We start from the raw sequence: 18,949 nt of genomic DNA on the forward strand, positions 1-18,949 counted from the left end.
ACCACGATCATCCGGCCCCGGCCGGACAGGACCCGGACAGCCGGTGCCGGACGATGCCCTGGACGACAGCCAAGAATGGAATCGTTCGTTTCCTTGAGTCATTCGTGTTCCAGGGAGTAGGTTCACGGCCATGACGGCATCCCGGCACTCCCGGAACCAGACCACCGCCGCCGAGCTGCGCGCGGTGGGCCTGCGGGTGACCGCCGCCCGCGTCGCGCTGCTGGAGACGGTCCGGGAGGGCGGCCACCTCGACGCCGAGGCGGTCGCGTCCGGGGTGCGCCGACGCGTCGGGCAGGTCTCGCTCCAGGCGGTGTACGAGGCCCTGCACGCGCTCACCGCGGCACGCCTCGTGCGCCGTATCGAGCCACCCGGGAGCCCGGCGCGGTTCGAGGGGCGGGTCGGCGACAACCACCACCACGTCCTGTGCCGGTCCTGCGGAGCCCTCGCCGACGTCGACTGCGCCGTCGGCGACGCGCCCTGTCTGACCGCCTCCGACGACCACGGCTTCGCGATAGACGAGGCCGAGGTCATCTACCGGGGCCTGTGCCCCGACTGCTCCACCCCCGGCAGTTCCCCAGCACCTTGATCCGCCCCGTTCGGAAGGATTTCCCTCCCATGTCCGAGAACCACGACGCCATCGTCACCGACGCGAAAACCGAGGAGACGGGGGGCTGCCCGGTCGCCCACGGACGGGCCGCGCACCCCACGCAGGGCGGCGGCAACCGTCAGTGGTGGCCGGAGCGGCTCAACCTGAAGATCCTCGCCAAGAACCCCGCCGTGGCCAACCCGCTCGGTGAGGAGTTCGACTACGCCGAGGCCTTCGGGAACCTCGACCTGTCCGCCGTGAAGCAGGACATCGCCGAGGTGCTCACCACCTCCCAGGACTGGTGGCCCGCCGACTTCGGCCACTACGGCCCCCTGATGATCCGCATGGCCTGGCACAGCGCCGGCACCTACCGCATCAGCGACGGCCGCGGCGGCGCCGGCGCCGGCCAGCAGCGCTTCGCCCCGCTCAACAGCTGGCCGGACAACGGCAACCTCGACAAGGCCCGCCGCCTGCTGTGGCCGGTCAAGAAGAAGTACGGCCAGAGCATCTCCTGGGCCGACCTGCTGGTCCTCACCGGGAACGTCGCCCTGGAGCAGATGGGCTTCGAGACCTTCGGCTTCGCCGGTGGCCGCGCCGACGTCTGGGAGGCCGAGGAGGACGTCTACTGGGGCCCCGAGACCACCTGGCTCGACGACCAGCGCTACACCGGCGACCGCGAGCTGGAGAACCCGCTCGGCGCTGTCCAGATGGGCCTGATCTACGTCAACCCGGAGGGCCCGAACGGCAACCCGGACCCGATCGCCGCCGCCCGCGACATCCGTGAGACGTTCCGCCGCATGGCGATGAACGACGAGGAGACCGTCGCGCTGATCGCCGGCGGCCACACCTTCGGCAAGACCCACGGCGCCGGCCCCGCCGACGCCGTCGGCGACGACCCCGAGGCCGCCTCCATGGAGCAGCAGGGCCTGGGCTGGAAGAGCACCCACGGCACGGGCAAGGGAGGGGACGCCATCACCTCCGGCCTGGAGGTCACCTGGACCACGACCCCCACCCAGTGGAGCAACGGGTTCTTCAAGAACCTCTTCGAGTACGAGTACGAGCTGGAGCAGAGCCCGGCCGGCGCCAACCAGTGGGTGGCGAAGGACGCCCCGGAGATCGTCCCGGACGCGCACGACTCGTCGAAGAAGCACCGCCCGAAGATGCTCACCACCGACCTGTCGCTGCGCTTCGACCCGGTCTACGAGCCGATCTCCCGCCGGTTCTACGAGAACCCGGAGGAATTCGCGGACGCGTTCGCCCGCGCCTGGTACAAGCTGACCCACCGCGACATGGGCCCGAAGTCCCTGTACCTCGGCCCGGAGGTCCCGCAGGAGACCCTGCTGTGGCAGGACCCGCTGCCGGAGCCCGAGGGTGAGGCCATCGGCGCCGAGGACGTCGCGACGCTCAAGACCAAGCTCCTCGAGTCGGGCCTGTCCGTCGCGCAGCTGGTGTCCACCGCGTGGGCCTCGGCGTCCACCTTCCGCGGCAGCGACAAGCGCGGCGGCGCCAACGGCGCCCGCATCCGCCTGCAGCCGCAGCGCGGCTGGGAGGTCAACGAGCCCGACGAGCTGGCGCAGGTGCTGCGGGTTCTGGAGGGCGTCCAGCAGGAGTTCAACTCCGGCGGCAAGAAGGTCTCCCTCGCCGACCTGATCGTCCTGGGCGGCTCCGCCGCCGTGGAGAAGGCGGCCAAGGAGGCCGGCTTCCAGGTGGAGGTCCCCTTCACCGCGGGCCGCGTCGACGCGACGGAGGAGCACACCGACGCCGAGTCGTTCGAGGCGCTGGAGCCGGTCGCCGACGGCTTCCGCAACTACCACGGCAAGGGCAACCGACTGCCGGCCGAGTACCTGCTGCTCGACCGGGCGAACCTGCTGACCCTGAGCGCCCCCGAGATGACCGTACTGGTCGGCGGACTGCGGGTCCTGGGCGCCAACCACCAGCAGTCCCAGCTCGGTGCCCTCACCCGGACGCCCGGCGTGCTGACCAACGACTTCTTCGTCAACCTGCTCGACCTGGGCACCACGTGGAAGTCGACGTCCGAGGACCAGACCACGTTCGAGGGCCGTGACGCCGACACGGGCGAGGTCAAGTGGGCGGGCAGCCGCGCCGACCTGGTCTTCGGCTCGAACTCCGAGCTGCGGGCGCTGGCCGAGGTCTACGCGAGCGACGACGCCAAGGAGAAGTTCGTGCAGGACTTCGTCGCCGCCTGGGTGAAGGTCATGAACCTGGACCGCTTCGACCTGGCCTGATCCACCGGCGTCCGGGCCGGCCGGTCGATACCGGCCGGCCGGCCCGGACGGGTGCGGAAATCGGTGGCCGCCCGCGGCACACGGTGCTGGGATGGCGGGATGCTCGGTGATGTGCCGGTGGTGGTGGAGCGGGGGCGGTACCAGGATGCCGTGACCCCCTGGGAGGAGCGGTCCTGGCGGACCGACGCGCTCGCCTGGACCGCGGGCGCGCTGGCCGGGCGGGGCCTGCGACCGGCGGGGGAGTGGCGGGTGCGGCTGCGCCCGTGGTCCGTCCTGGTACGCGTGCCCGTCGAGGGCCGTGACGCGGTCTGGTTCAAGGCCAATCCGCCGGCCAGTGCCTTCGAAGGCGCGCTGACCGAGGCACTGGCCCGCTGGGTGCCCGGGCGGGTACTGGAGCCGCTGGCCGTGGACGCCCGCCGCGGCTGGTCGCTGCTCCCCGACGGAGGACCGCTCTTCCGGGACGTCCTCGCACGGGGGACGACCGGCCCCGGTGTGTGGGAGGAACTGGTCCGCCAGTACGCGGCCGTGCAGCACGCCCTCACCCCGCACACCCCCAGGATCACGCGGCTGGGCGTGCCCGGTGTTCCCGTCACCGCGCTGCCCGGCGTCTTCGACCGGGTCGACGACACCCCGCTGCCACCGCACGAACGCCAGAGCCTGCGGGAACTGCGCCCCCGCCTGCCGGACTGGTGCGCGGAGCTCACGGCCCTGGGCGTCCCGGACTCCCTCGACCACGCCGACCTGCACGACGGCCAGGTGTTCCGCCCCGGGCCCGGCAGGTTCACGTTCTTCGACTGGGGCGACGCCGTCGTCTCCCACCCCTTCGCGAGCCTGGCCGTCCCCGCCCGCCGGGCCCTCGAGGAGCACGGGCCGCGGGTACTGCCCCGCCTGCGCGACGCCTACCTTGAGCCCTGGACCGGCGCCGGCCGGAGCACGGCGGACCTGCGGCGGGCGGTGAGCCTCGCCTGGCGGCTCAGCGCGCTCAGCCGCGCGGCCGCCTACGGCAGGCTGTTCCCCACCGCGTCCGGCGCCACCGGTGCCGCCACCGCCGAGGCGGCCGCCCGCTGCCTCCTGGAACTCCTCGACGCCCCGCCGCTCTAGCCCGGCCCCCGGGAACCCGGCCGTTGTCAGTGGCGGATGCGAGGCTGCGCGTCATGGATGAAGTGGAGTTCATGCGGGGCAGGGTCTACGGCGCCGACCACGACAGCCCCGGACCACGCGCCGGACGCGTGTACGCGCAACTGGTGGGCGGTCCCCTGGACGGCCTGCTGCTGGACGTCACCGACCTCGCCGACCAGGAGCGCGGCCGGGGCGTGTCCCTGGCCACCGAGATCGGCCACTACGGCGCGGGCGGCCGCTCCGCGTACGCCCCCAGGCCGGGGGACCCACGCCGCTTCGACTGGCGCGGCGACGTGCCCTGACCCACGGCCTCCCTGGTCTTCCCGAACGCCCCGGTCTCCGCGGCCAGCGCCGCGAGCAGCCAGTCGTGCGCGGCCCCGGGGGTCGGCTCCGGCCTGCCGCCCGGCGGCGTACGCACCTCGGAGACCAGTTCCCAGTAGGTGTCGAGCCGTGGGTCGGCGGCGAGTTGCCCGGCCAGCCGGTGCCGGAAGCCCGGCGTGTCCCGGACCCCGTAGGCGCTCGTGTACGCGGCGACGAAACCGTCCAGCGCCTCGCCGGGACGCGGCTCCCGGTCCCGGCGCAGGTGCACACCGGCCAGCTCGTACGCCTCCGCCAGCCCCGCGTACAGCACGGCCGCACCCCGGGCCCCGGAGACCCGGTGCGCCTCGGGCTGCGGCTGCGCGGTGCCCGGGCACGGGGCGAGCGTGAGGGCGTTGAGACGGGCGAAGGCCAGGAGCTGGCCCGGGGCCGGGTCGTCGGGCGGCTGCGGAACCGCCACGTCCAGGAACGCCCCGGCCGCGGGCGCCGGCATGCGGGCCGGCAGCCAGCCGCGCCAGAACCGGACCAGCGGCGCCGTGCTGGGCGGCAGGGACACGGCGCCGATCAGCCGCAGCCGGCCGGCTCGTTCCCCCGGCGGGCACTCCTGCACCAGCCGCAGCGCCGCCTCCCGCCACCGCATCGCCCGCAGCTCCGAGCCGAGTTCGCGCAGCCGTCCGGCGACCGCGGCCTCCAGCGTCCCGCCGTCGCCGCCCGGCCCGCCGGTCGCGTCCTCCTCCTCGAGAACCCGGTGCACCTCGGGCACGGACAGACCCAGCGCGCGCAGCGACCGGATCAACCGCAGCCGGTCGAGCGCCTCGGGGCCGTACCGCCGGTGCCCGCCCGCGCTGCGGGAGGCTTCCGGCAGCAGATCGCGATCGGAGTAGAAGCGGACGGTCTTGACGGTGACACCCGCCCGCTCGGCGAGTTCGCCGATGCCGCACAGACCGTCGTACGACGTGACCACTTGAACCTCCCTCAGGGGGAGTTCCTACCGTACCGGCGAACGCGGACCGGTGATCGGCACGGTCCGCGGACGTACGGCATCGCGACGACGCCGTACCGGACTCCGCGACGAGGGAGCGACCATGACCACGTTCATCCTGGTATCGGGCATGTTCACCGGCACCCACATCTGGCAGGACACCGCCGCGCGCCTCACCGCCGCCGGCGCGCGGGCGCACACCGTCGCCCTCACCGGGCTCGACGGGCCGCGCGCCGCGCCGGGCACCGGCGTCGACCTGGAGACCCACATCGCGGACGTACTCGCGGTGATCGACTCGGTGGAGACCGGGCCCGACCGGAAGGTCGTCCTGGTCGGGCACGACTACGGCATCCACCCGGCCGTCGGCGCCGCCGACCGGCGCGCGGACCGCGTCGCCCGGATCGTGCACCTCGACTCGGGCCTGCCGCGGGACGGCGTCCCGGCGCTGGCCGCGGTGCCCGACCAGTCCCTGCGCGAACGGGTGGGCGGGGAGGAGAGCCACGACGGACCGCTGCCGCCCCCGGCCCACGACGCGTGGCAGCGCTGGGGCAGCACCGAGGGCGTCCCGGCCGCGGCCCTGGACCGGCTCACCGCACTGGCCGCCCCGCAGCCGCTCGGCACCCTGCTCCAGCCGCTGCGGCTGACCGGCGCCGTCGACACGGTGCCCTCCACCGGAGTGCTCTGCACCGGCAACGGCACCAGCATCGAACTGATCCAGATGCTGGTGGGCCTCGGCGACCCCGCGCTGCGCGCCCTGACCGACCCGCGCGTGACGTTCTTCGAACTCCCCACCGGACACTGGCCGATGCTCTCCCGCCCGGCCGAACTCGTCGACGTACTGCTGCGGGCCGCGGCCGGCGAGGGACACCGCCTGACGCCCGTCGACGCCGCCGAACCGCCCCCGCACCTGCGGCCGTTCCTGCTGGACGTCCCCGAAGTCCCCCGGGAACGGCACGGCAACGTCGACCTGTACCTGCCCGACGCCGAGGAGCCGCGCCCCGCCGTGGTGTTCGTGCACGGCGGCCCGGTGCCCGCCGACGCGACCCCGACACCGCGCGGCTGGCCGGGACTGACCGGGTACGCCCGGTACGCGGCCGGGGAAGGCGCGGTGGGGGTGCTCCTCGACCACCGACTGCACGACCTCGGCGACTACGAGCGGGCCGCCGCCGACGTCGCCGCCGCCGTGGAACTGGTCCGGGGCGATCCCAGGGTGGACGCCGACCGGATCGCGCTGTGGTTCTTCTCCGGCGGCGGTCTGCTCACCGTCGACTGGCTGGCCGCGCCCCCGGCGTGGCTGCGCTGCGTCGCCGCCACCTACCCGGTCCTCGCCCCGCTGCCCAACTGGGGCCTGTCCGGCACCCGCTTCCACCCGGCGCGGGCGCTGGCGAACGCCGGGGCGCCGCCCTTCGTACTCACCCGGGTGGGACGGGAGATGCCCGAGATCGCCGCCACCGTGGAGGAGTTCCTGGCGGCGGCGAAGGACCACGGCGCGGACGTGGAGGTGGTCGACGTACCGCACGGCCACCACAACTTCGAGACCATCGACCGGACCGACGAGGCACGCGCGGCGATACGCCACGCCATGCGTTCGGTCCTGCGCCTCGCCTTCGGGCCGGACACGCGCGGTCACCAATCCGCCCGCCGCCCGGCCCCGGATTACCGACGTGAGTGACGACGACAGGACCCCGCGGAATCTTCCGGCCCCAGCATGGACGCGTCTCGGACCGGGGGCGCTGAGCGGTCTGCTGGCGGGCGGCGCGGCGCTCGCCGCCGCCGAGTTGGCGGCGGTGGCCGTGCGACCGCAGGCCGGTCCGGTCGTCGCGGTCGGCGGTGCCGCCATCGACCGCACGCCGGCCGCCGTCAAGGACTGGGCGATCCGCTCCTTCGGGGCCGACGACAAGCTGGTCCTCCAGCTCGGCATCCTCGCCGTCCTGACGCTGTTCGGCCTGGCCCTCGGCGTGCTCGCCCTCCGCCACCGGCGTACGGGAGCCGCGGGCGTCCTGGTCTTCGGCGTCGTCGGCGCCGCCGCCGCCCTCGGCCGGCCCGACTCCACGGGTGTCACGGACGCCTTGCCCTCCGTGCTGGGCGGGGTCGTCGGCGCCCTTCTCCTGTACTTCCTCGCCGGCCGCCTGCCCGCACCGGGCCGGGACGTCCCGGAGGGGCAGGGCGAGGACTGGGACCGGCGCCGCTTCGTGATCGCGGCGACCGCCGCTGCCGCCGCCTCGGCCGGGGCCGGTGTCCTGGGCCGGGCCCTGAGCGGCGCGGGCGGCCGCGACGCCGTCGCGTCCCGCGAGAGCATCACCCTCCCGCGGCCCGCCTCGGGCGCCCCCGCCGTGCCCCGGCGCGCCCGGGTACGGGTGGACGGGGTCAGCTCCTTCTTCACGCCCAACAGCGACTTCTACCGCGTCGACACCGCCCTGGTGGTCCCCAAGGTGGACGCGACGACCTGGAAGCTGCGCGTCCACGGCAAGGGAGTCACCCGCGAGAAGACCCTGACCTTCGACGACCTGCTGCGGCGCGAGCTGATCGAACGCGACATCACCCTCACCTGTGTCTCCAACGAGGTCGGCGGCCCGTACGTGGGCAATGCCCGCTGGATCGGCGTCCGGCTGGCCGGCCTCCTGGAGGAGTGCGGCGTAAGGCCGCCGTCGGCCGGCGGGCCCGCCGATCAGCTCGTCGCCCGCTCCACGGACGGCATGACCATCGGCAGCCCGGTGGAGGACGTCATGGACGGCCGCGACGCGATGCTCGTCGTCGGGATGAACGGCCAACCCCTGCCCTTCGAGCACGGGTTCCCGGTCCGCATGCTCGTGCCCGGCCTCTACGGCTATGTCTCGGCCTGCAAGTGGATCAAGGACATCGAACTGACGACGTTCGACGACTACGACTCGTACTGGGTCAAACGCGACTGGGCCCGCGAGGCCCCCATCAAGACCCAGTCCCGGATCGACACGCCGAAGCCCTTCGGCCGGCCCGAGGCCGGCACGGTGATGGTCGCGGGCGTCGCCTGGGCCCAGCACCGGGGCATCGACAAGGTGGAGATCCGCGTCGACGACGGCCCCTGGCAGGAGGCCACCCTCGCCGCCGAGGACTCCCGCGACACCTGGCGCCAGTGGTCCTACTCCTGGAAGGCGACGAAGGGCGGCCACACCCTGACCGTCCGGGCCACCGACCGCACCGGCGAGGTACAGACCGAGAAGCGCACCAGGACCGTGCCGGACGGCGCGAGCGGGTGGCACTCCGTGGTGGTGACGGTGGACTGAGCGGGGCCCAGCCGTCCTTCCGCCGTGAGGGCGCGTCCCTCACGGCCCCAGGCGCGCCGCCATGTGGTCCAGCAGCATCTCCAGGGCGACCGGGTAGGCGCTGTGCGGCATCCGCCGGGCCAGGAGTGGGGCCGTGGCGGCGATGTGGGGGTGCGACGTCGCCGGCAGGCGCGTGTACGTGGTGGCCCACATGTCCTCGTCCGCGGTCCGGCTCTCCTCCGTCAGCGCGAGCGCCCCGGCGTCGAGCGCCGCGAAGGCCAGGCTCTGGTCGATGAAGGTGTGGTAGATCCGGGCCGCGTCCTCGTCCGGCAGACCGGCGCCGCGCAGGATGCCGAGGATGGTCTCGTCCACCGCGATCTCCCGGGGACGCCCGGTGACCCGGCTCGCGGTGAGCACGGCGGCCTGCGGGTGGGCCAGGTAGGCGGAGTGGATGGCGAGGCCCAGGGCCCGCAGGTCGGCACGCCACCGACCGGTCGCCGTCCAGCTCTCCAGGGCCCGGCCCATCAGCTCGTCGCCGATGGCCCGCGTGAGGTCGTCCATCCCCGCGAAGTACCGGTAGAGGGTGCTCGGATCCGCGCCCAGCGCCAGACCCAGGCGCCGCGCGGTCAGTCCGCTGCCGCCGTGCTCGCGCAGCAGCCGCAGCGCGGTGTCCACGATGAGCGTCTCGGACAGCACCGTGCCCTGCCGGGTCGGCCGCCGCCTGCGCCGCGCCTCGTCCCGTACCACCGGCTTCGGCATCGCACTCCTCCTCTTCACCGCCACCTCGGCAGCCTTATGCCAACACGGTTGACCTTACCGTTCGGGCTCCCGTTCCATCGGGGGTACCCGGGAGGCGCCCGTCTTCCGTGACGAGCCAGAAAGGTGTCCGACATGCGTGTACTTCTCGTCGGCGCGGGCGGTGTCGGTACCGCCGTCACCAGGATCGCGGCCCGCAGGCGGTTCCTGACCCACATGGTCGTGGCCGACTACGACCTCGCCCGTGCCGAGGCCGCGGTCGCCGCGCTCGGCGACGACGGCGACCGTTTCAGCGCCCGGCGGCTGGACGCCTCGGACGGCGAGTCCGTACGCCGGATGCTCACCGAGCAGCGCTGCGACGTCGTGCTCAACGCGACGGACCCGCGCTTCGTGATGCCCCTGTTCGAGGCGGCGCTGGCGGCCGGGACGCACTACCTCGACATGGCGATGTCGCTGTCCGTCCCGCACCCCTCCCGCCCGCACGAGGAGTGCGGTGTGAAGCTCGGCGACGACCAGTTCGCCCTGACCGGCCGCTGGGACGAGTCCGGCCGGGTCGCCCTGGTCGGCATGGGCGTGGAGCCCGGCCTGTCCGACGTCTTCGCCCGGTACGCCGCCGACGAACTCTTCGACGACATCGAGGAGATCGGGGTCCGCGACGGCGCGAACCTGACCGTCGAGGGTTACGACTTCGCGCCGTCCTTCAACATCTGGACCACCATCGAGGAGTGCCTCAACCCGCCGGTCGTCTTCGAGAAGGACCGCGGCTGGTTCACCACCGCGCCGTTCAGCGAGCCCGAGACCTTCGACTTCCCCGAGGGCATCGGCCCCGTGGAGTGCGTGAACGTCGAGCACGAGGAGGTGCTGCTCATCCCGCGCTGGGTGGACACCCGCCGCGTGACGTTCAAGTACGGCCTCGGGGAGGACTTCATCGCCAAGCTGCGGACCCTCCACGAACTCGGCCTGGACTCCACCGCCAAGGTGACCGTGCCCGGCGCGGACGGCCCGGTCGGCGTGTCCCCCCGCGACGTGGTCGCCGCCTGCCTGCCCGACCCGGCCACCCTGGGCGACCGGATGACCGGCAAGACCTGCGCCGGCACCTGGGTCAGGGGCACCCGGGGCGGCGCGGCGCGCGAGGTGTACCTGTACCACGTCGTCGACAACGAGTGTTCGATGCGCGAGTACGGTTCCCAGGCCGTCGTCTGGCAGACCGCCGTCAACCCGGTGGTCGCCCTCGAACTCCTCGCCACCGGCGCCTGGCAGGGCACCGGGGTCCTCGGTCCCGAGGCGTTCCCGCCGCGCCCCTTCCTCGACCTCCTCACCGAGTACGGCTCTCCCTGGGGCCTGCGCGAAGAGGGCTGACCCGCGGACGCGGCCGCCGCGCCGGCCCGCCCCGCCGTCCGGATGCCACCGGACGGCGGAGCAAGCGTTTTCTGTGCGACGTCTTGACGTGTACGCGGCGCAGTGAGTGGATGGGTCGTGGTGTGGGAGCGCTCCCACGCTCCCCATCTTCCCGTATCCGCACTACTCCTGGAGTCGCCGTGCGTACAGCAAGACGAGACACGCCGAAGCGCCCCCTGGCCCGACTCGTGGCAGGGCTGGCAGCCCTGATCGGGCTGGTCCTCTTCGGCGCTCTCTGCCCCTCCACGGCAGTGGCCCGGTCGGCGGTCGGCGCGCAGGGGACCGGCCTGCACATCGGCGACGGCCGGTTACTGGAGGGCAATGGCAACGACTTCGTCATGCGCGGGGTCAACCACGCCCACACCTGGTACCCCGGCGAGACGCAGTCCCTCGCGGACGTGAAGGCGCTGGGCGCCAACACCGTCCGCGTCGTCCTGTCCGACGGGCACCGCTGGAGCGAGAACAGCCCCGAGGACGTCGCCGCCGTCGTCGGACAGTGCAAGGCCAACCGGCTGATCTGCGTGCTGGAGGTGCACGACACCACCGGCTACGGCGAGGACGCCGCGGCCGGCACCCTCGACCACGCGGCCGACTACTGGATCGGCCTCAAGGACGTGCTGGCCGGTCAGGAGGACTACGTCGTCGTCAACATCGGCAACGAGCCCTGGGGCAACACCGACCCCGCCGGCTGGACCGGGCCGACCGTCGCGGCGGTCGAGAAGCTGCGCGACGCTGGCTTCCAGCACACGATCATGGTGGACGCGCCCAACTGGGGCCAGGACTGGCAGGGCGTCATGCGGGCCAACGCGCGGTCCGTGTACGAGGCCGACCCCACCGGCAACCTGATCTTCTCGATCCACATGTACAGCGTCTACGACACGGCCCAGGAGATCACCGACTACCTGAACGCCTTCGTCGACGCCGGACTGCCCATCCTCATCGGCGAGTTCGGCGGCCCCGCCGACCAGTGGGGCGACCCGGACGAGGACACCATGATGGCCACCGCCGAGCAGCTCGGCCTCGGCTACCTGGCCTGGTCCTGGAGCGGCAACACCGACCCGGTCCTCGACCTCGCCCTCGACTTCGACCCCGGCCGGCTCAGCTCCTGGGGCGAGCGCATCTTCCACGGCGTCAACGGCATCGCCCAGACCGCCGAGGAGGCCACCGTCTACGGCGGCGGCACCCCGGGCGACACCGAGGCCCCGACGGCACCCGGAGCGCCCGCCGCCTCCGCGGTCACGGACACGTCGGTCACGCTCACCTGGGCCGCGTCCACCGACGACACCGGCGTGACCGGCTACGACGTCGTCCGCGTCGCCGGCGGCGCCGAGATCCGGGTCGCCGCGTCCACGAGCACCACCGCCACGGTGACCGGCCTCACCGCGGGCACGGCCTACACCTTCGCCGTCCACGCCCGGGACGCGGCGGGCAACCGCTCCGCCCGCTCGGCCACCGTCGACGTCACCACCGACGAGGGCGGCACTCCGGGCGCGGCCTGCTCCGTCGGATACCGGGTCGTCGGCGAGTGGCCGGGCGGCTTCCAGGGCGAGATCGCCGTCCGCAACACCGGCACCGCCGCCATCGCCCCCTGGACGCTGGCGTTCGCCTTCGCGGACGGCCAGACCGTCACCAACATGTGGGGCGGCACCGCCACCCAGAACGCCGGCGCGGTGAGCGTCGCCCCCGCCTCCTACACCGCCACCATCCCGGCCGGCTCCACGGTCACCCTCGGCTTCACGGCCGAGAAGGGCGCCGCCAACACCGCCCCGGCCGCGTTCCGCCTGAACGGGTCCGACTGCGCCAGGGCGTGACCGACGTCACCACGACACCTCACGGACGTTGGCCTGGCTCTGCGGCCGCGTCGTCGCGGTGACCTCCGAGCGGTGGCGGCTCGCCGAGAACGTCACCGTCAGCTTCTCCGGCTCGCTCTGCTCCGTACTCACGGTGAAGCCCTGGTTCGGCACCGCCGAGATCAGACACACCCCGGAACCGCCGAACCGCACGGTCGCCTTGCCGCCCTCCGAAGGCACCGTGTACACGCCCGCGCCGCCCTCCTCGCACCCCGGGTCGCCTCCGCCGCCCGGCGGCCGCGGGGAGGTGGTGGGCGCGGTCGGCGTGGGCTTCGCGGTCGGGCTCGGCGGCTTCGTGCTCGTACGGGACGGCGTCGGGCTGGGCTTCCGGCTGGTGGGCGAGGCACTGGGGGAGGGCTTCGCGGTCTGGGACGGCCTGGGCGCGGGGGAGGCCGGCGGCTCCTTCGGTGCCGACTGCGCGACCGGTGCCGTCGGCCGGGTCGAGCCCACCACGAAGTGGATCGTGATGATGACGGCCGTGACACTGGCCGCCGTGCACGACAGCCAGATGATCAGGTAGCGCAGAAGGCGGGACACGACACCATAGTGACGGACCGGCTAACGTGCCTGCCCATGGCCTCCGTACTTGTCGTCGAGGACGACCCCGTGATCCGGGCCGCGCTGATCGAGGTCCTGACCGGGCACGGCTACGCCGTGAAGACCGCGCACCAGGGTTTCGAGGCGTTGCGCGAGATCACCCAGAGCCCGCCGGACATCGTCGTGCTCGACCTCGGGCTGCCCGACCTCGACGGGCTCGACGTGCTGCGGATGATCCGCGGCATCTCCCGCGTCCCGGTGCTGGTCGCCACCGCGCGCGACGACGACACCGAGGTGATCCGGCTGCTCAACGCGGGGGCCGACGACTACATGGTCAAGCCCTTCTCCGGCGGCCAGCTCGCCGCCCGCCTCGCCGCCGTGCTGCGCCGCTCGGTGCCCGCCGACGTCCGCGCGGCGCGACAGCCCGTCCTCCAGGTCGCCGACCTGCGCATCGACGCCACCGCCCGCACCGCGCACCTCGCCGGCCGGGAACTGCCCCTGACCCGCCGCGAGTTCGACCTGCTCGCCTACCTCGCCGCCAACGCCGACCAGGTCATGTCCCGGCAGCGGATACTCGCCGAGGTGTGGCAGCAGCCGTACGTGGAGGACCAGACGGTGGACGTCCACCTCTCCGCACTCCGCCGCAAACTGGGGGAGAAGGCGCGAAAGCCCCGCTATCTCCACACCGTGCGCGGCATCGGAATCAAACTGGTCAGCTCGCCATGAGACGTGCCCTCGCCGGGATCGCCCTGGCCGTCACCTCGATGGTGGCGCTGTCGTTCCTCATCCCGCTCGCCCTGCTCGTGCGCGAACAGGCCCGGGACCGGGTCACCACCGCCGCCGAGCAGCGCGCCTCCGCCCTGTCGCCGGTGCTCGCCCTCACCACCCGGCGCGCCGACGTGCAGCAGGCCGTCGCCGAGCTGGGCTCGTCCGACCAACTCGTGGTCCGGCTCCCCGACGGCGGCTTCGTCGGCACCCCGCACGCCCCCGAGAGCGCGCTCGACCGGGCCGTACGGGGGCGCGAGACGCTCGCCGTCGACACCGACGACGGCTGGGTCTACCTCCAGCCCGTCGTCCTGCGCGGCGACCGGGTCGCGGTCGTCGAGGCGTACGTCCCCGCCGCCGACCTCACCCGGGGCGTCGCCGCCTCGTGGGGCGTCATGGCCCTGCTCGCCCTCGGCCTGGTCGGTGGCTCGGTGCTGGTCGCCGACCGGCTCGGCGCCCGCGTCGTCCGCTCCTCGCGCGGCCTCAAGCGCGCCTCGCTGGCCCTCGGCTCCGGCGATCTCGACGTACGGGTGGAACCGGACGGGCCGCCCGAACTGCAGGAGGCCGGAGTGGCGTTCAACAGCATGGCCGACCGGGTCGTGGACCTGCTGGCCGTGGAACGCGAACTGGTCGCCGACCTCTCCCACCGGCTGCGCACCCCGCTGACCGCCCTCTACCTGGAGGCCGACCGGATGGGCGCGACCCCGAGCGCCCGGCGGGTCACGGAAGCGGCCGGGCAGCTGGAGAGCGAGCTCGACGCGATCATCGCGGCGGCGCGTACGCCCCTGGCCGCGGCGCAGCTCGGCGGTGCGGCGGGCACGGGGAAACCGTGCGACGTCGCCGAGGTGGTCGCGACGCGCCTGGAGTTCTGGTCCGTCCTCGCGGGCCAGCAGGGCCGGGCGTACCAGCGCTCCCTGACTCCGCGTCCGGCACCGGTCGCGTTCCCCGAGGACGACCTCGCGGCCGTCGTCGACGCCCTGATCGGCAACGTCTTCCGGCACACACCGCAGGGCACGGCCTTCACGGTGCTCGTGGAGCGGCAGGAGCGGTACGTCTTCCTCACCGTCGACGACGCCGGGCCGGGCGTGGCGGATCCCGAGGCGGCGCTCACCCGGGGCGTCAGCGTCGGCGGCTCCACCGGGCTCGGGCTCGACATCGTGGCCCGGGCGGCCCGCGCGGCGGACGGTGAACTGACGATCACCCGCGCGCCGATGGGCGGTGCGCGGGTGCGGGTGTCGTTCGTGCTGGCCGGCGTCCGCGAGGACGCTCAGCGGTGACGCGGGTCAGCGGCTCGCGCCGAAGTTCTGGGTCCACCAGGGGCCGCCGTCACCGACGTGGACGCCGACGCCCAGCTCCTTGAAGGAGCAGTTGAGTATGTTCGCGCGGTGGCCCTCGCTGTTCATCCACGAGTCCATCACCGCCGCCGCGTCCGCCTGTCCGCGGGCTATGTTCTCGCCGAGCGTGGACCACTGGTAACCCGCGGCCTCGACGCGGCTCGTCATGGTGGAGCCGTCCGGCCCCGTGTGGGACATCACGCCGCTGCTCGCCATGACGTCGCTGTAGTCGTCCGCGGCCCGGGTCAGCTTGTCGTTGGCGGTGACGGGCGAGCAGCCGGCGGCGGCCCGCTCCTTGTTCACCAGCGCGAGGACCTGGGCCTCGGGCCCGCCCGGCCCACCGGAGCCCGAACCCGAACCCGACCCGCTGTCCGACCCCGTGCCGCCGCCCGCCGAGCGGTCGGCGCCGCTCTTCGCCGTCGCCTTCTCGGGCGTGCGGGACGCGGGAGGGTCCGCCTTCGCGGCGCTGGTGGACGGGCTCGCCGTCTTCTTCGGCTGCTTCGTCGGCTCCGCGCTCGCGCTCGGTGAACCGCTCGCCGTGGTGCTCGGGCTCGCCGACGGGGACGTGAGGGGCGACGCGCCGCCCGCCGCGTCCTCGGCGTCCGGCGTCTGTCCGGCGGCGTTCGCGCTCACCTGGTCCGAGGCCCCGCCGTCGTCGCCGTCCGCGACCGCCAGGGTGATCCCCACGCCCGCCGTCAGGGTGACCGCGCCGAGCACCAGCGCGGTACCGCGGGTCCGGAACCCGCCGCGGGGGCGGGCGTGGGAGCGGGACGGGCGAGCGGCTCGGCGGGAACCCATACGCAGGACACCTCGGCTTGTCTGTCGGCTGTCGGAACCCCGCACCCGGACCCGGTGGACGCGACCGCGCCCACCGGGACTGTGGGGGGTGTTCGAGAGCCTAGGACCCGAACGGCGGCAAACGACCGTTCGAAGGTCATCTTCAGAAAGCCTTAAAAGAGCCGCCAAAGTCCGCTGAGGAACGGACGGCCCCGGCCGGCCGGTCTACGCGGTCTCTTTACGCGCTCACCGCCCGCCGCCCTCGCCCCGCGGCGGGGCGCCTCAACGTGAAGGGAGGACACGGGGGTTCCGCCGACGCCCCTCACGTGCTCCCGGCACCCCGCCGTCACCCCCTGCGGAGCGCTTGCCGTGCCGGAGGGCCGGACAGTCTGTCGGCGTGCTACCGGCAGGTCGCCGGACGAGAAGGAGGAACCGAGATGACATCCACCGCCGAGGAACGAGAACTGCTCGACGAACTGCGGGAACTGCTGGCCGCCACGGTCGAGGACCTGTCCGTGGAGGAAGTCGTACCGGACTCCTCCCTGAAGGACGACCTGGGCGTCGACTCGCTGGCCATGCTGGAGCTGATCGCCGCGATCGAGGACCGCTGGCAGATCGAGGTGTCCCAGGAACAGGCGGAACAGCTCACGACGGTCCGGCAGATCGCCGCCCACCTGGCCAAGAGCGACGCCGCTCCCGCGGGCGGTACCGCGTGAGCCCACGGCACGCGGCCGGCCCGGCCCACCACGAGCGGGACGCCGTCGTCACCGGACTGGGCATGACGACCGCGCTGGGCGGCGACGTCACCACCACCTGGCGGGCCCTGCTGGACGGCGTGTGCGGCATCGAGCGCGTCGAATTCGCGACGCCGGACGGCCCCGCGCAGACCTACCTCGCGGCGCCCGCGGCGGTCGATCCCGGCGCGGCCCTGCCCTCCGCCAAGGCGGCGCACTGCGACCGCTCGGCGCAGTTCGCCCTGGTCGCCGCGCGGGAGGCCACGCGCGACGCCGGATTCGAGGACCCCTCGTCCCTCTCCGCGGGCGGTTCGCGGGTGGCCGTGGTCGTAGGGACCGGGCTGGGCGGCTTCACCAGCATCCTGGAGCACGACCACCGCCTCCGGACCCGGGGCCCGGGGCGGGTGAGCCCGCGCGCCATCCCCGTCATGCTGCCCAACCACCCGGCGGCCGAGGTGGGACTGATGGTGGGCGCCAAGGCCGGGGTGCACGCCCCGGTCAGCGCCTGTGCCTCCGGCGCCGAGGCCCTCGCCCAGGCCCTCGGCATGATCCGGGACGGCCGTGCCGACATCGTCGTCGCGGGCGGTGCCGAAGCAGCCCTGCATCCGCTCGCCCTCGCCGGGTTCGCGCGGCTGCGGGCACTCTCCCGGCGCCTGGACGACCCCAAGGGCGCGTCGAGACCCTTCGACGCCGAACGGGACGGCTTCGTGATGGGCGAGGGCGCCGGCATGCTCGTCGTGGAGAGCGTCGCGCACGCCGCCGCCCGCGGCGCCCGCGTACACGGCCGGCTGACCGGAGCCGGCATCACCAACGACAGCCACCACGTCGCACAGCCCGCGCCCGGCGGAACGGGCTGCGCCGCCGCCGTCGACGAGGCCCTGAGCGACGCCGGTCTCCGTCCGGGGCAGGTCCGGCACGTCAACGCCCACGCCACGTCGACACCGCTCGGCGACCTCGGCGAGGCACAGGCTCTGCGCCGGATCTTCGCCGGGGGCCTCAAGCATGTGGCGGTCAGCGCCACCAAGGCCGCCTTCGGGCACACCCTCGGGGCGGCCGGCGCCATCGAGGCCGTCCTCACCGTGCTCGCGCTGCGCGAGCGGACCGCCCCGCCCGCGTGCAGTCTCGAGCGCCTCGACCCCGAGGTCGCCGAGATCGACCTGAACGTCGTGGGACCCAGCCCCGCGCCACTGCCTTCCGGACCCCTCGCGGCCGTCACCACGAGCATGGGTTTCGGCGGCCACAACGTCGCACTCGCCTTCACCGGCGCCTCATGAGCCACGGCGGTCGGGCCCCCACCGGAGGCACACCGCGCACCGTGCTGATGTGCCCCGGCCAGGGGGCCTACCTCCCCGGCGCGCTGCGCCACCTGCGGGACCTGCCGACCGTGGCGGAAGTACTGCGGAGGGTGGACGCCCACAGCACCGCCCTCGGCGCCGCCGGGTCACCCGTCGCCCGTCTCCTCACCGACCCCTGCGCGCCCGGCCCCGACCAGCTCCTGCTCACCGACCCCCTCGCCTTCGACCTGGCCACCTACACCGCGGTGACCGCCCTGGCCGCCCTCCTGCTCGACCTCGTCGCCCGGCCCGTCCACGCGGTGCTCGGCCACAGCATGGGCGACCTCGCGGCACTCACCGCCGCCGGGGCGCTCACCCTGGAACAAGGCGTCCGGCTGCTGCACCAGCGCGACCGGCTGCTGCGCGACGCCGCGCTGCCGGCGGCGGGCCTGCTGTCCACCGACCTGACCGCCGACCGGGCAGCGGAGCTGCTGCGCACCCAGGCGCTGGCCGGGGTGCGGATCGCCGCCCGCAACGCGCCCACCCAGACGGTCCTGGCCGGCCCCGACGACCAACTGGCCACCGCGGCGTGCGCGGCCCGCGCACTCGGCCACCGCGCCACGCCGCTGACCAGCCGCACCGCCTACCACCACCCCCTGCTCACCGACGTCCACCGGTCCTTCCGCCGCCTCCTGCGCGCGCAGCCCGTCGCACCACCCGCTCTCGCCGTGTACACGACTGTCACGGACCGTCCCCTGGACACCCCGGCACAGCTGCGCGCCGTGGCCGCCGCCCACCTCACCGAGCCCATGGCCTTCCACCGCACGCTGCACGCGCTGCGCCGGGCGGGATTCACCACCTACCTCGACAGCGGCCCCCGGGCCCTGCTGTCCACCCTGGCCAGGGCGGGACTCCCGGGCTGCGCCGTCGCGGCTCCCTTCCGCACTCCGGTCGGCGTGGACCGCCTGCGCCACCGACTCGCCGCCGCCCTGGGGTGACGTAACGCCTCCGGCCGGGTCCCGCGGCCTTAT

At 73.9% G+C, this 18,949-nt stretch carries 17 protein-coding genes; 14 read left to right on the plus strand and 3 right to left on the minus strand.

What is annotated here, in order from left to right:
• The first annotated feature begins 130 nt into the window (after nucleotides 1-130).
• The 4 genes from OIE75_RS38510 (at nucleotide 131) to OIE75_RS38525 (ending at nucleotide 4,253) form a co-directional block, all read left to right on the plus strand.
• Nucleotides 131-586: a Fur family transcriptional regulator gene (locus tag OIE75_RS38510; RefSeq protein WP_307016967.1), complete on the plus strand. Its 456-nt coding sequence runs from the start codon at nucleotides 131-133 to the stop codon at nucleotides 584-586.
• Nucleotides 587-615: 29 nt separating this feature from the next.
• Nucleotides 616-2,832 carry a catalase/peroxidase HPI gene (katG, locus tag OIE75_RS38515; RefSeq protein ID WP_307016968.1) on the plus strand — a complete coding sequence of 739 codons (2,217 nt, stop codon included), beginning with the start codon at nucleotides 616-618 and terminating at the stop codon, nucleotides 2,830-2,832.
• 99 nt (nucleotides 2,833-2,931) lie between these two features.
• Nucleotides 2,932-3,933: a phosphotransferase gene (locus OIE75_RS38520; RefSeq protein WP_329473689.1), complete on the plus strand. Its 1,002-nt coding sequence runs from the start codon at nucleotides 2,932-2,934 to the stop codon at nucleotides 3,931-3,933.
• 53 nt (nucleotides 3,934-3,986) lie between these two features.
• Nucleotides 3,987-4,253, plus strand: coding sequence for a hypothetical protein (locus OIE75_RS38525; RefSeq protein WP_329473690.1), 267 nt, complete (start codon nucleotides 3,987-3,989; stop codon nucleotides 4,251-4,253).
• Here the strand turns inward: OIE75_RS38525 and OIE75_RS38530 are convergent.
• Complete coding sequence (locus OIE75_RS38530) at nucleotides 4,172-5,233, minus strand: helix-turn-helix domain-containing protein (RefSeq protein WP_307016970.1); 1,062 nt, start codon at nucleotides 5,231-5,233, stop codon at nucleotides 4,172-4,174. The two genes, OIE75_RS38525 and OIE75_RS38530, sit on opposite strands and share 82 nt — an antisense overlap.
• A 121-nt stretch (nucleotides 5,234-5,354) precedes the next feature.
• Here OIE75_RS38530 and OIE75_RS38535 point away from each other — a divergent pair, with 121 nt between their 5' ends.
• A complete protein-coding gene (locus OIE75_RS38535) occupies nucleotides 5,355-6,923 on the plus strand; it encodes an alpha/beta fold hydrolase (protein WP_329473691.1) in 1,569 nt (522 codons plus the stop codon).
• Nucleotides 6,916-8,514, plus strand: coding sequence for a molybdopterin-dependent oxidoreductase (locus OIE75_RS38540; protein ID WP_329473692.1), 1,599 nt, complete (start codon nucleotides 6,916-6,918; stop codon nucleotides 8,512-8,514). Before OIE75_RS38535 ends, OIE75_RS38540 begins: the two co-directional genes overlap by 8 nt.
• Nucleotides 8,515-8,553: 39 nt before the next feature.
• On the opposite strand, the gene OIE75_RS38545 is transcribed toward OIE75_RS38540, so the two are convergent.
• On the minus strand, nucleotides 8,554-9,252 hold the full coding sequence (locus tag OIE75_RS38545) for a TetR/AcrR family transcriptional regulator (protein ID WP_329473693.1): 699 nt from the start codon (nucleotides 9,250-9,252) through the stop codon (nucleotides 8,554-8,556).
• 132 nt (nucleotides 9,253-9,384) lie between these two features.
• Between OIE75_RS38545 and OIE75_RS38550 the strand changes: the two genes are divergently transcribed.
• The 5 genes from OIE75_RS38550 (at nucleotide 9,385) to OIE75_RS38570 (ending at nucleotide 15,076) form a co-directional block, all read left to right on the plus strand.
• On the plus strand, nucleotides 9,385-10,608 hold the full coding sequence (locus OIE75_RS38550; protein WP_329473694.1) for a saccharopine dehydrogenase family protein: 1,224 nt from the start codon (nucleotides 9,385-9,387) through the stop codon (nucleotides 10,606-10,608).
• A 179-nt stretch (nucleotides 10,609-10,787) separates the two neighbouring features.
• A complete protein-coding gene (locus OIE75_RS38555; protein WP_329473695.1) occupies nucleotides 10,788-12,458 on the plus strand; it encodes a cellulase family glycosylhydrolase in 1,671 nt (556 codons plus the stop codon).
• A 28-nt stretch (nucleotides 12,459-12,486) separates the two neighbouring features.
• A complete protein-coding gene (locus OIE75_RS38560; protein WP_329473696.1) occupies nucleotides 12,487-13,017 on the plus strand; it encodes a hypothetical protein in 531 nt (176 codons plus the stop codon).
• 53 nt (nucleotides 13,018-13,070) lie between these two features.
• Nucleotides 13,071-13,760 carry a response regulator transcription factor gene (locus OIE75_RS38565; RefSeq protein ID WP_163016167.1) on the plus strand — a complete coding sequence of 230 codons (690 nt, stop codon included), beginning with the start codon at nucleotides 13,071-13,073 and terminating at the stop codon, nucleotides 13,758-13,760.
• The gene (locus tag OIE75_RS38570) at nucleotides 13,757-15,076 is read left to right on the plus strand and encodes a sensor histidine kinase (RefSeq protein WP_329473697.1); all 1,320 of its coding nucleotides are present in this window, start codon (nucleotides 13,757-13,759) and stop codon (nucleotides 15,074-15,076) included. The genes OIE75_RS38565 and OIE75_RS38570 overlap by 4 nt, the downstream gene beginning before the upstream one ends.
• A 6-nt stretch (nucleotides 15,077-15,082) precedes the next feature.
• On the opposite strand, the gene OIE75_RS38575 is transcribed toward OIE75_RS38570, so the two are convergent.
• Nucleotides 15,083-15,931, minus strand: coding sequence for a CAP domain-containing protein (locus OIE75_RS38575; RefSeq protein ID WP_329473698.1), 849 nt, complete (start codon nucleotides 15,929-15,931; stop codon nucleotides 15,083-15,085).
• A gap of 416 nt (nucleotides 15,932-16,347) precedes the next feature.
• Between OIE75_RS38575 and OIE75_RS38580 the strand changes: the two genes are divergently transcribed.
• The 3 genes from OIE75_RS38580 to OIE75_RS38590 are packed head-to-tail and all read left to right on the plus strand — an operon-like array spanning nucleotide 16,348 to nucleotide 18,916.
• Nucleotides 16,348-16,626, plus strand: a complete 279-nt coding sequence (locus tag OIE75_RS38580) for an acyl carrier protein (RefSeq protein WP_307016978.1) — start codon at nucleotides 16,348-16,350, stop codon at nucleotides 16,624-16,626.
• Nucleotides 16,623-17,918 carry a beta-ketoacyl-[acyl-carrier-protein] synthase family protein gene (locus OIE75_RS38585; protein ID WP_329473699.1) on the plus strand — a complete coding sequence of 432 codons (1,296 nt, stop codon included), beginning with the start codon at nucleotides 16,623-16,625 and terminating at the stop codon, nucleotides 17,916-17,918. The genes OIE75_RS38580 and OIE75_RS38585 overlap by 4 nt, the downstream gene beginning before the upstream one ends.
• Complete coding sequence (locus OIE75_RS38590) at nucleotides 17,915-18,916, plus strand: ACP S-malonyltransferase (protein WP_329473700.1); 1,002 nt, start codon at nucleotides 17,915-17,917, stop codon at nucleotides 18,914-18,916. Before OIE75_RS38585 ends, OIE75_RS38590 begins: the two co-directional genes overlap by 4 nt.
• Nucleotides 18,917-18,949: the final 33 nt, after the last annotated feature.

Source organism: Streptomyces sp. NBC_01723 (assembly GCF_036246005.1).
In the GTDB taxonomy this organism is placed as follows: domain Bacteria; phylum Actinomycetota; class Actinomycetes; order Streptomycetales; family Streptomycetaceae; genus Streptomyces.

Coding starts and splice junctions, on each gene's coding strand:
- OIE75_RS38510 (WP_307016967.1), top strand. CDS start 131: ATGACGGCATCCCGGCACTCCCGGAACCAGACCACCGCCGCCGAGCTG.
- katG (WP_307016968.1), top strand. CDS start 616: ATGTCCGAGAACCACGACGCCATCGTCACCGACGCGAAAACCGAGGAG.
- OIE75_RS38520 (WP_329473689.1), top strand. CDS start 2,932: ATGCTCGGTGATGTGCCGGTGGTGGTGGAGCGGGGGCGGTACCAGGAT.
- OIE75_RS38525 (WP_329473690.1), top strand. CDS start 3,987: ATGGATGAAGTGGAGTTCATGCGGGGCAGGGTCTACGGCGCCGACCAC.
- OIE75_RS38535 (WP_329473691.1), top strand. CDS start 5,355: ATGACCACGTTCATCCTGGTATCGGGCATGTTCACCGGCACCCACATC.
- OIE75_RS38545 (WP_329473693.1), bottom strand. CDS start 9,252: ATGCCGAAGCCGGTGGTACGGGACGAGGCGCGGCGCAGGCGGCGGCCG.
- OIE75_RS38550 (WP_329473694.1), top strand. CDS start 9,385: ATGCGTGTACTTCTCGTCGGCGCGGGCGGTGTCGGTACCGCCGTCACC.
- OIE75_RS38565 (WP_163016167.1), top strand. CDS start 13,071: ATGGCCTCCGTACTTGTCGTCGAGGACGACCCCGTGATCCGGGCCGCG.
- OIE75_RS38570 (WP_329473697.1), top strand. CDS start 13,757: ATGAGACGTGCCCTCGCCGGGATCGCCCTGGCCGTCACCTCGATGGTG.
- OIE75_RS38575 (WP_329473698.1), bottom strand. CDS start 15,931: ATGGGTTCCCGCCGAGCCGCTCGCCCGTCCCGCTCCCACGCCCGCCCC.
- OIE75_RS38580 (WP_307016978.1), top strand. CDS start 16,348: ATGACATCCACCGCCGAGGAACGAGAACTGCTCGACGAACTGCGGGAA.
- OIE75_RS38590 (WP_329473700.1), top strand. CDS start 17,915: ATGAGCCACGGCGGTCGGGCCCCCACCGGAGGCACACCGCGCACCGTG.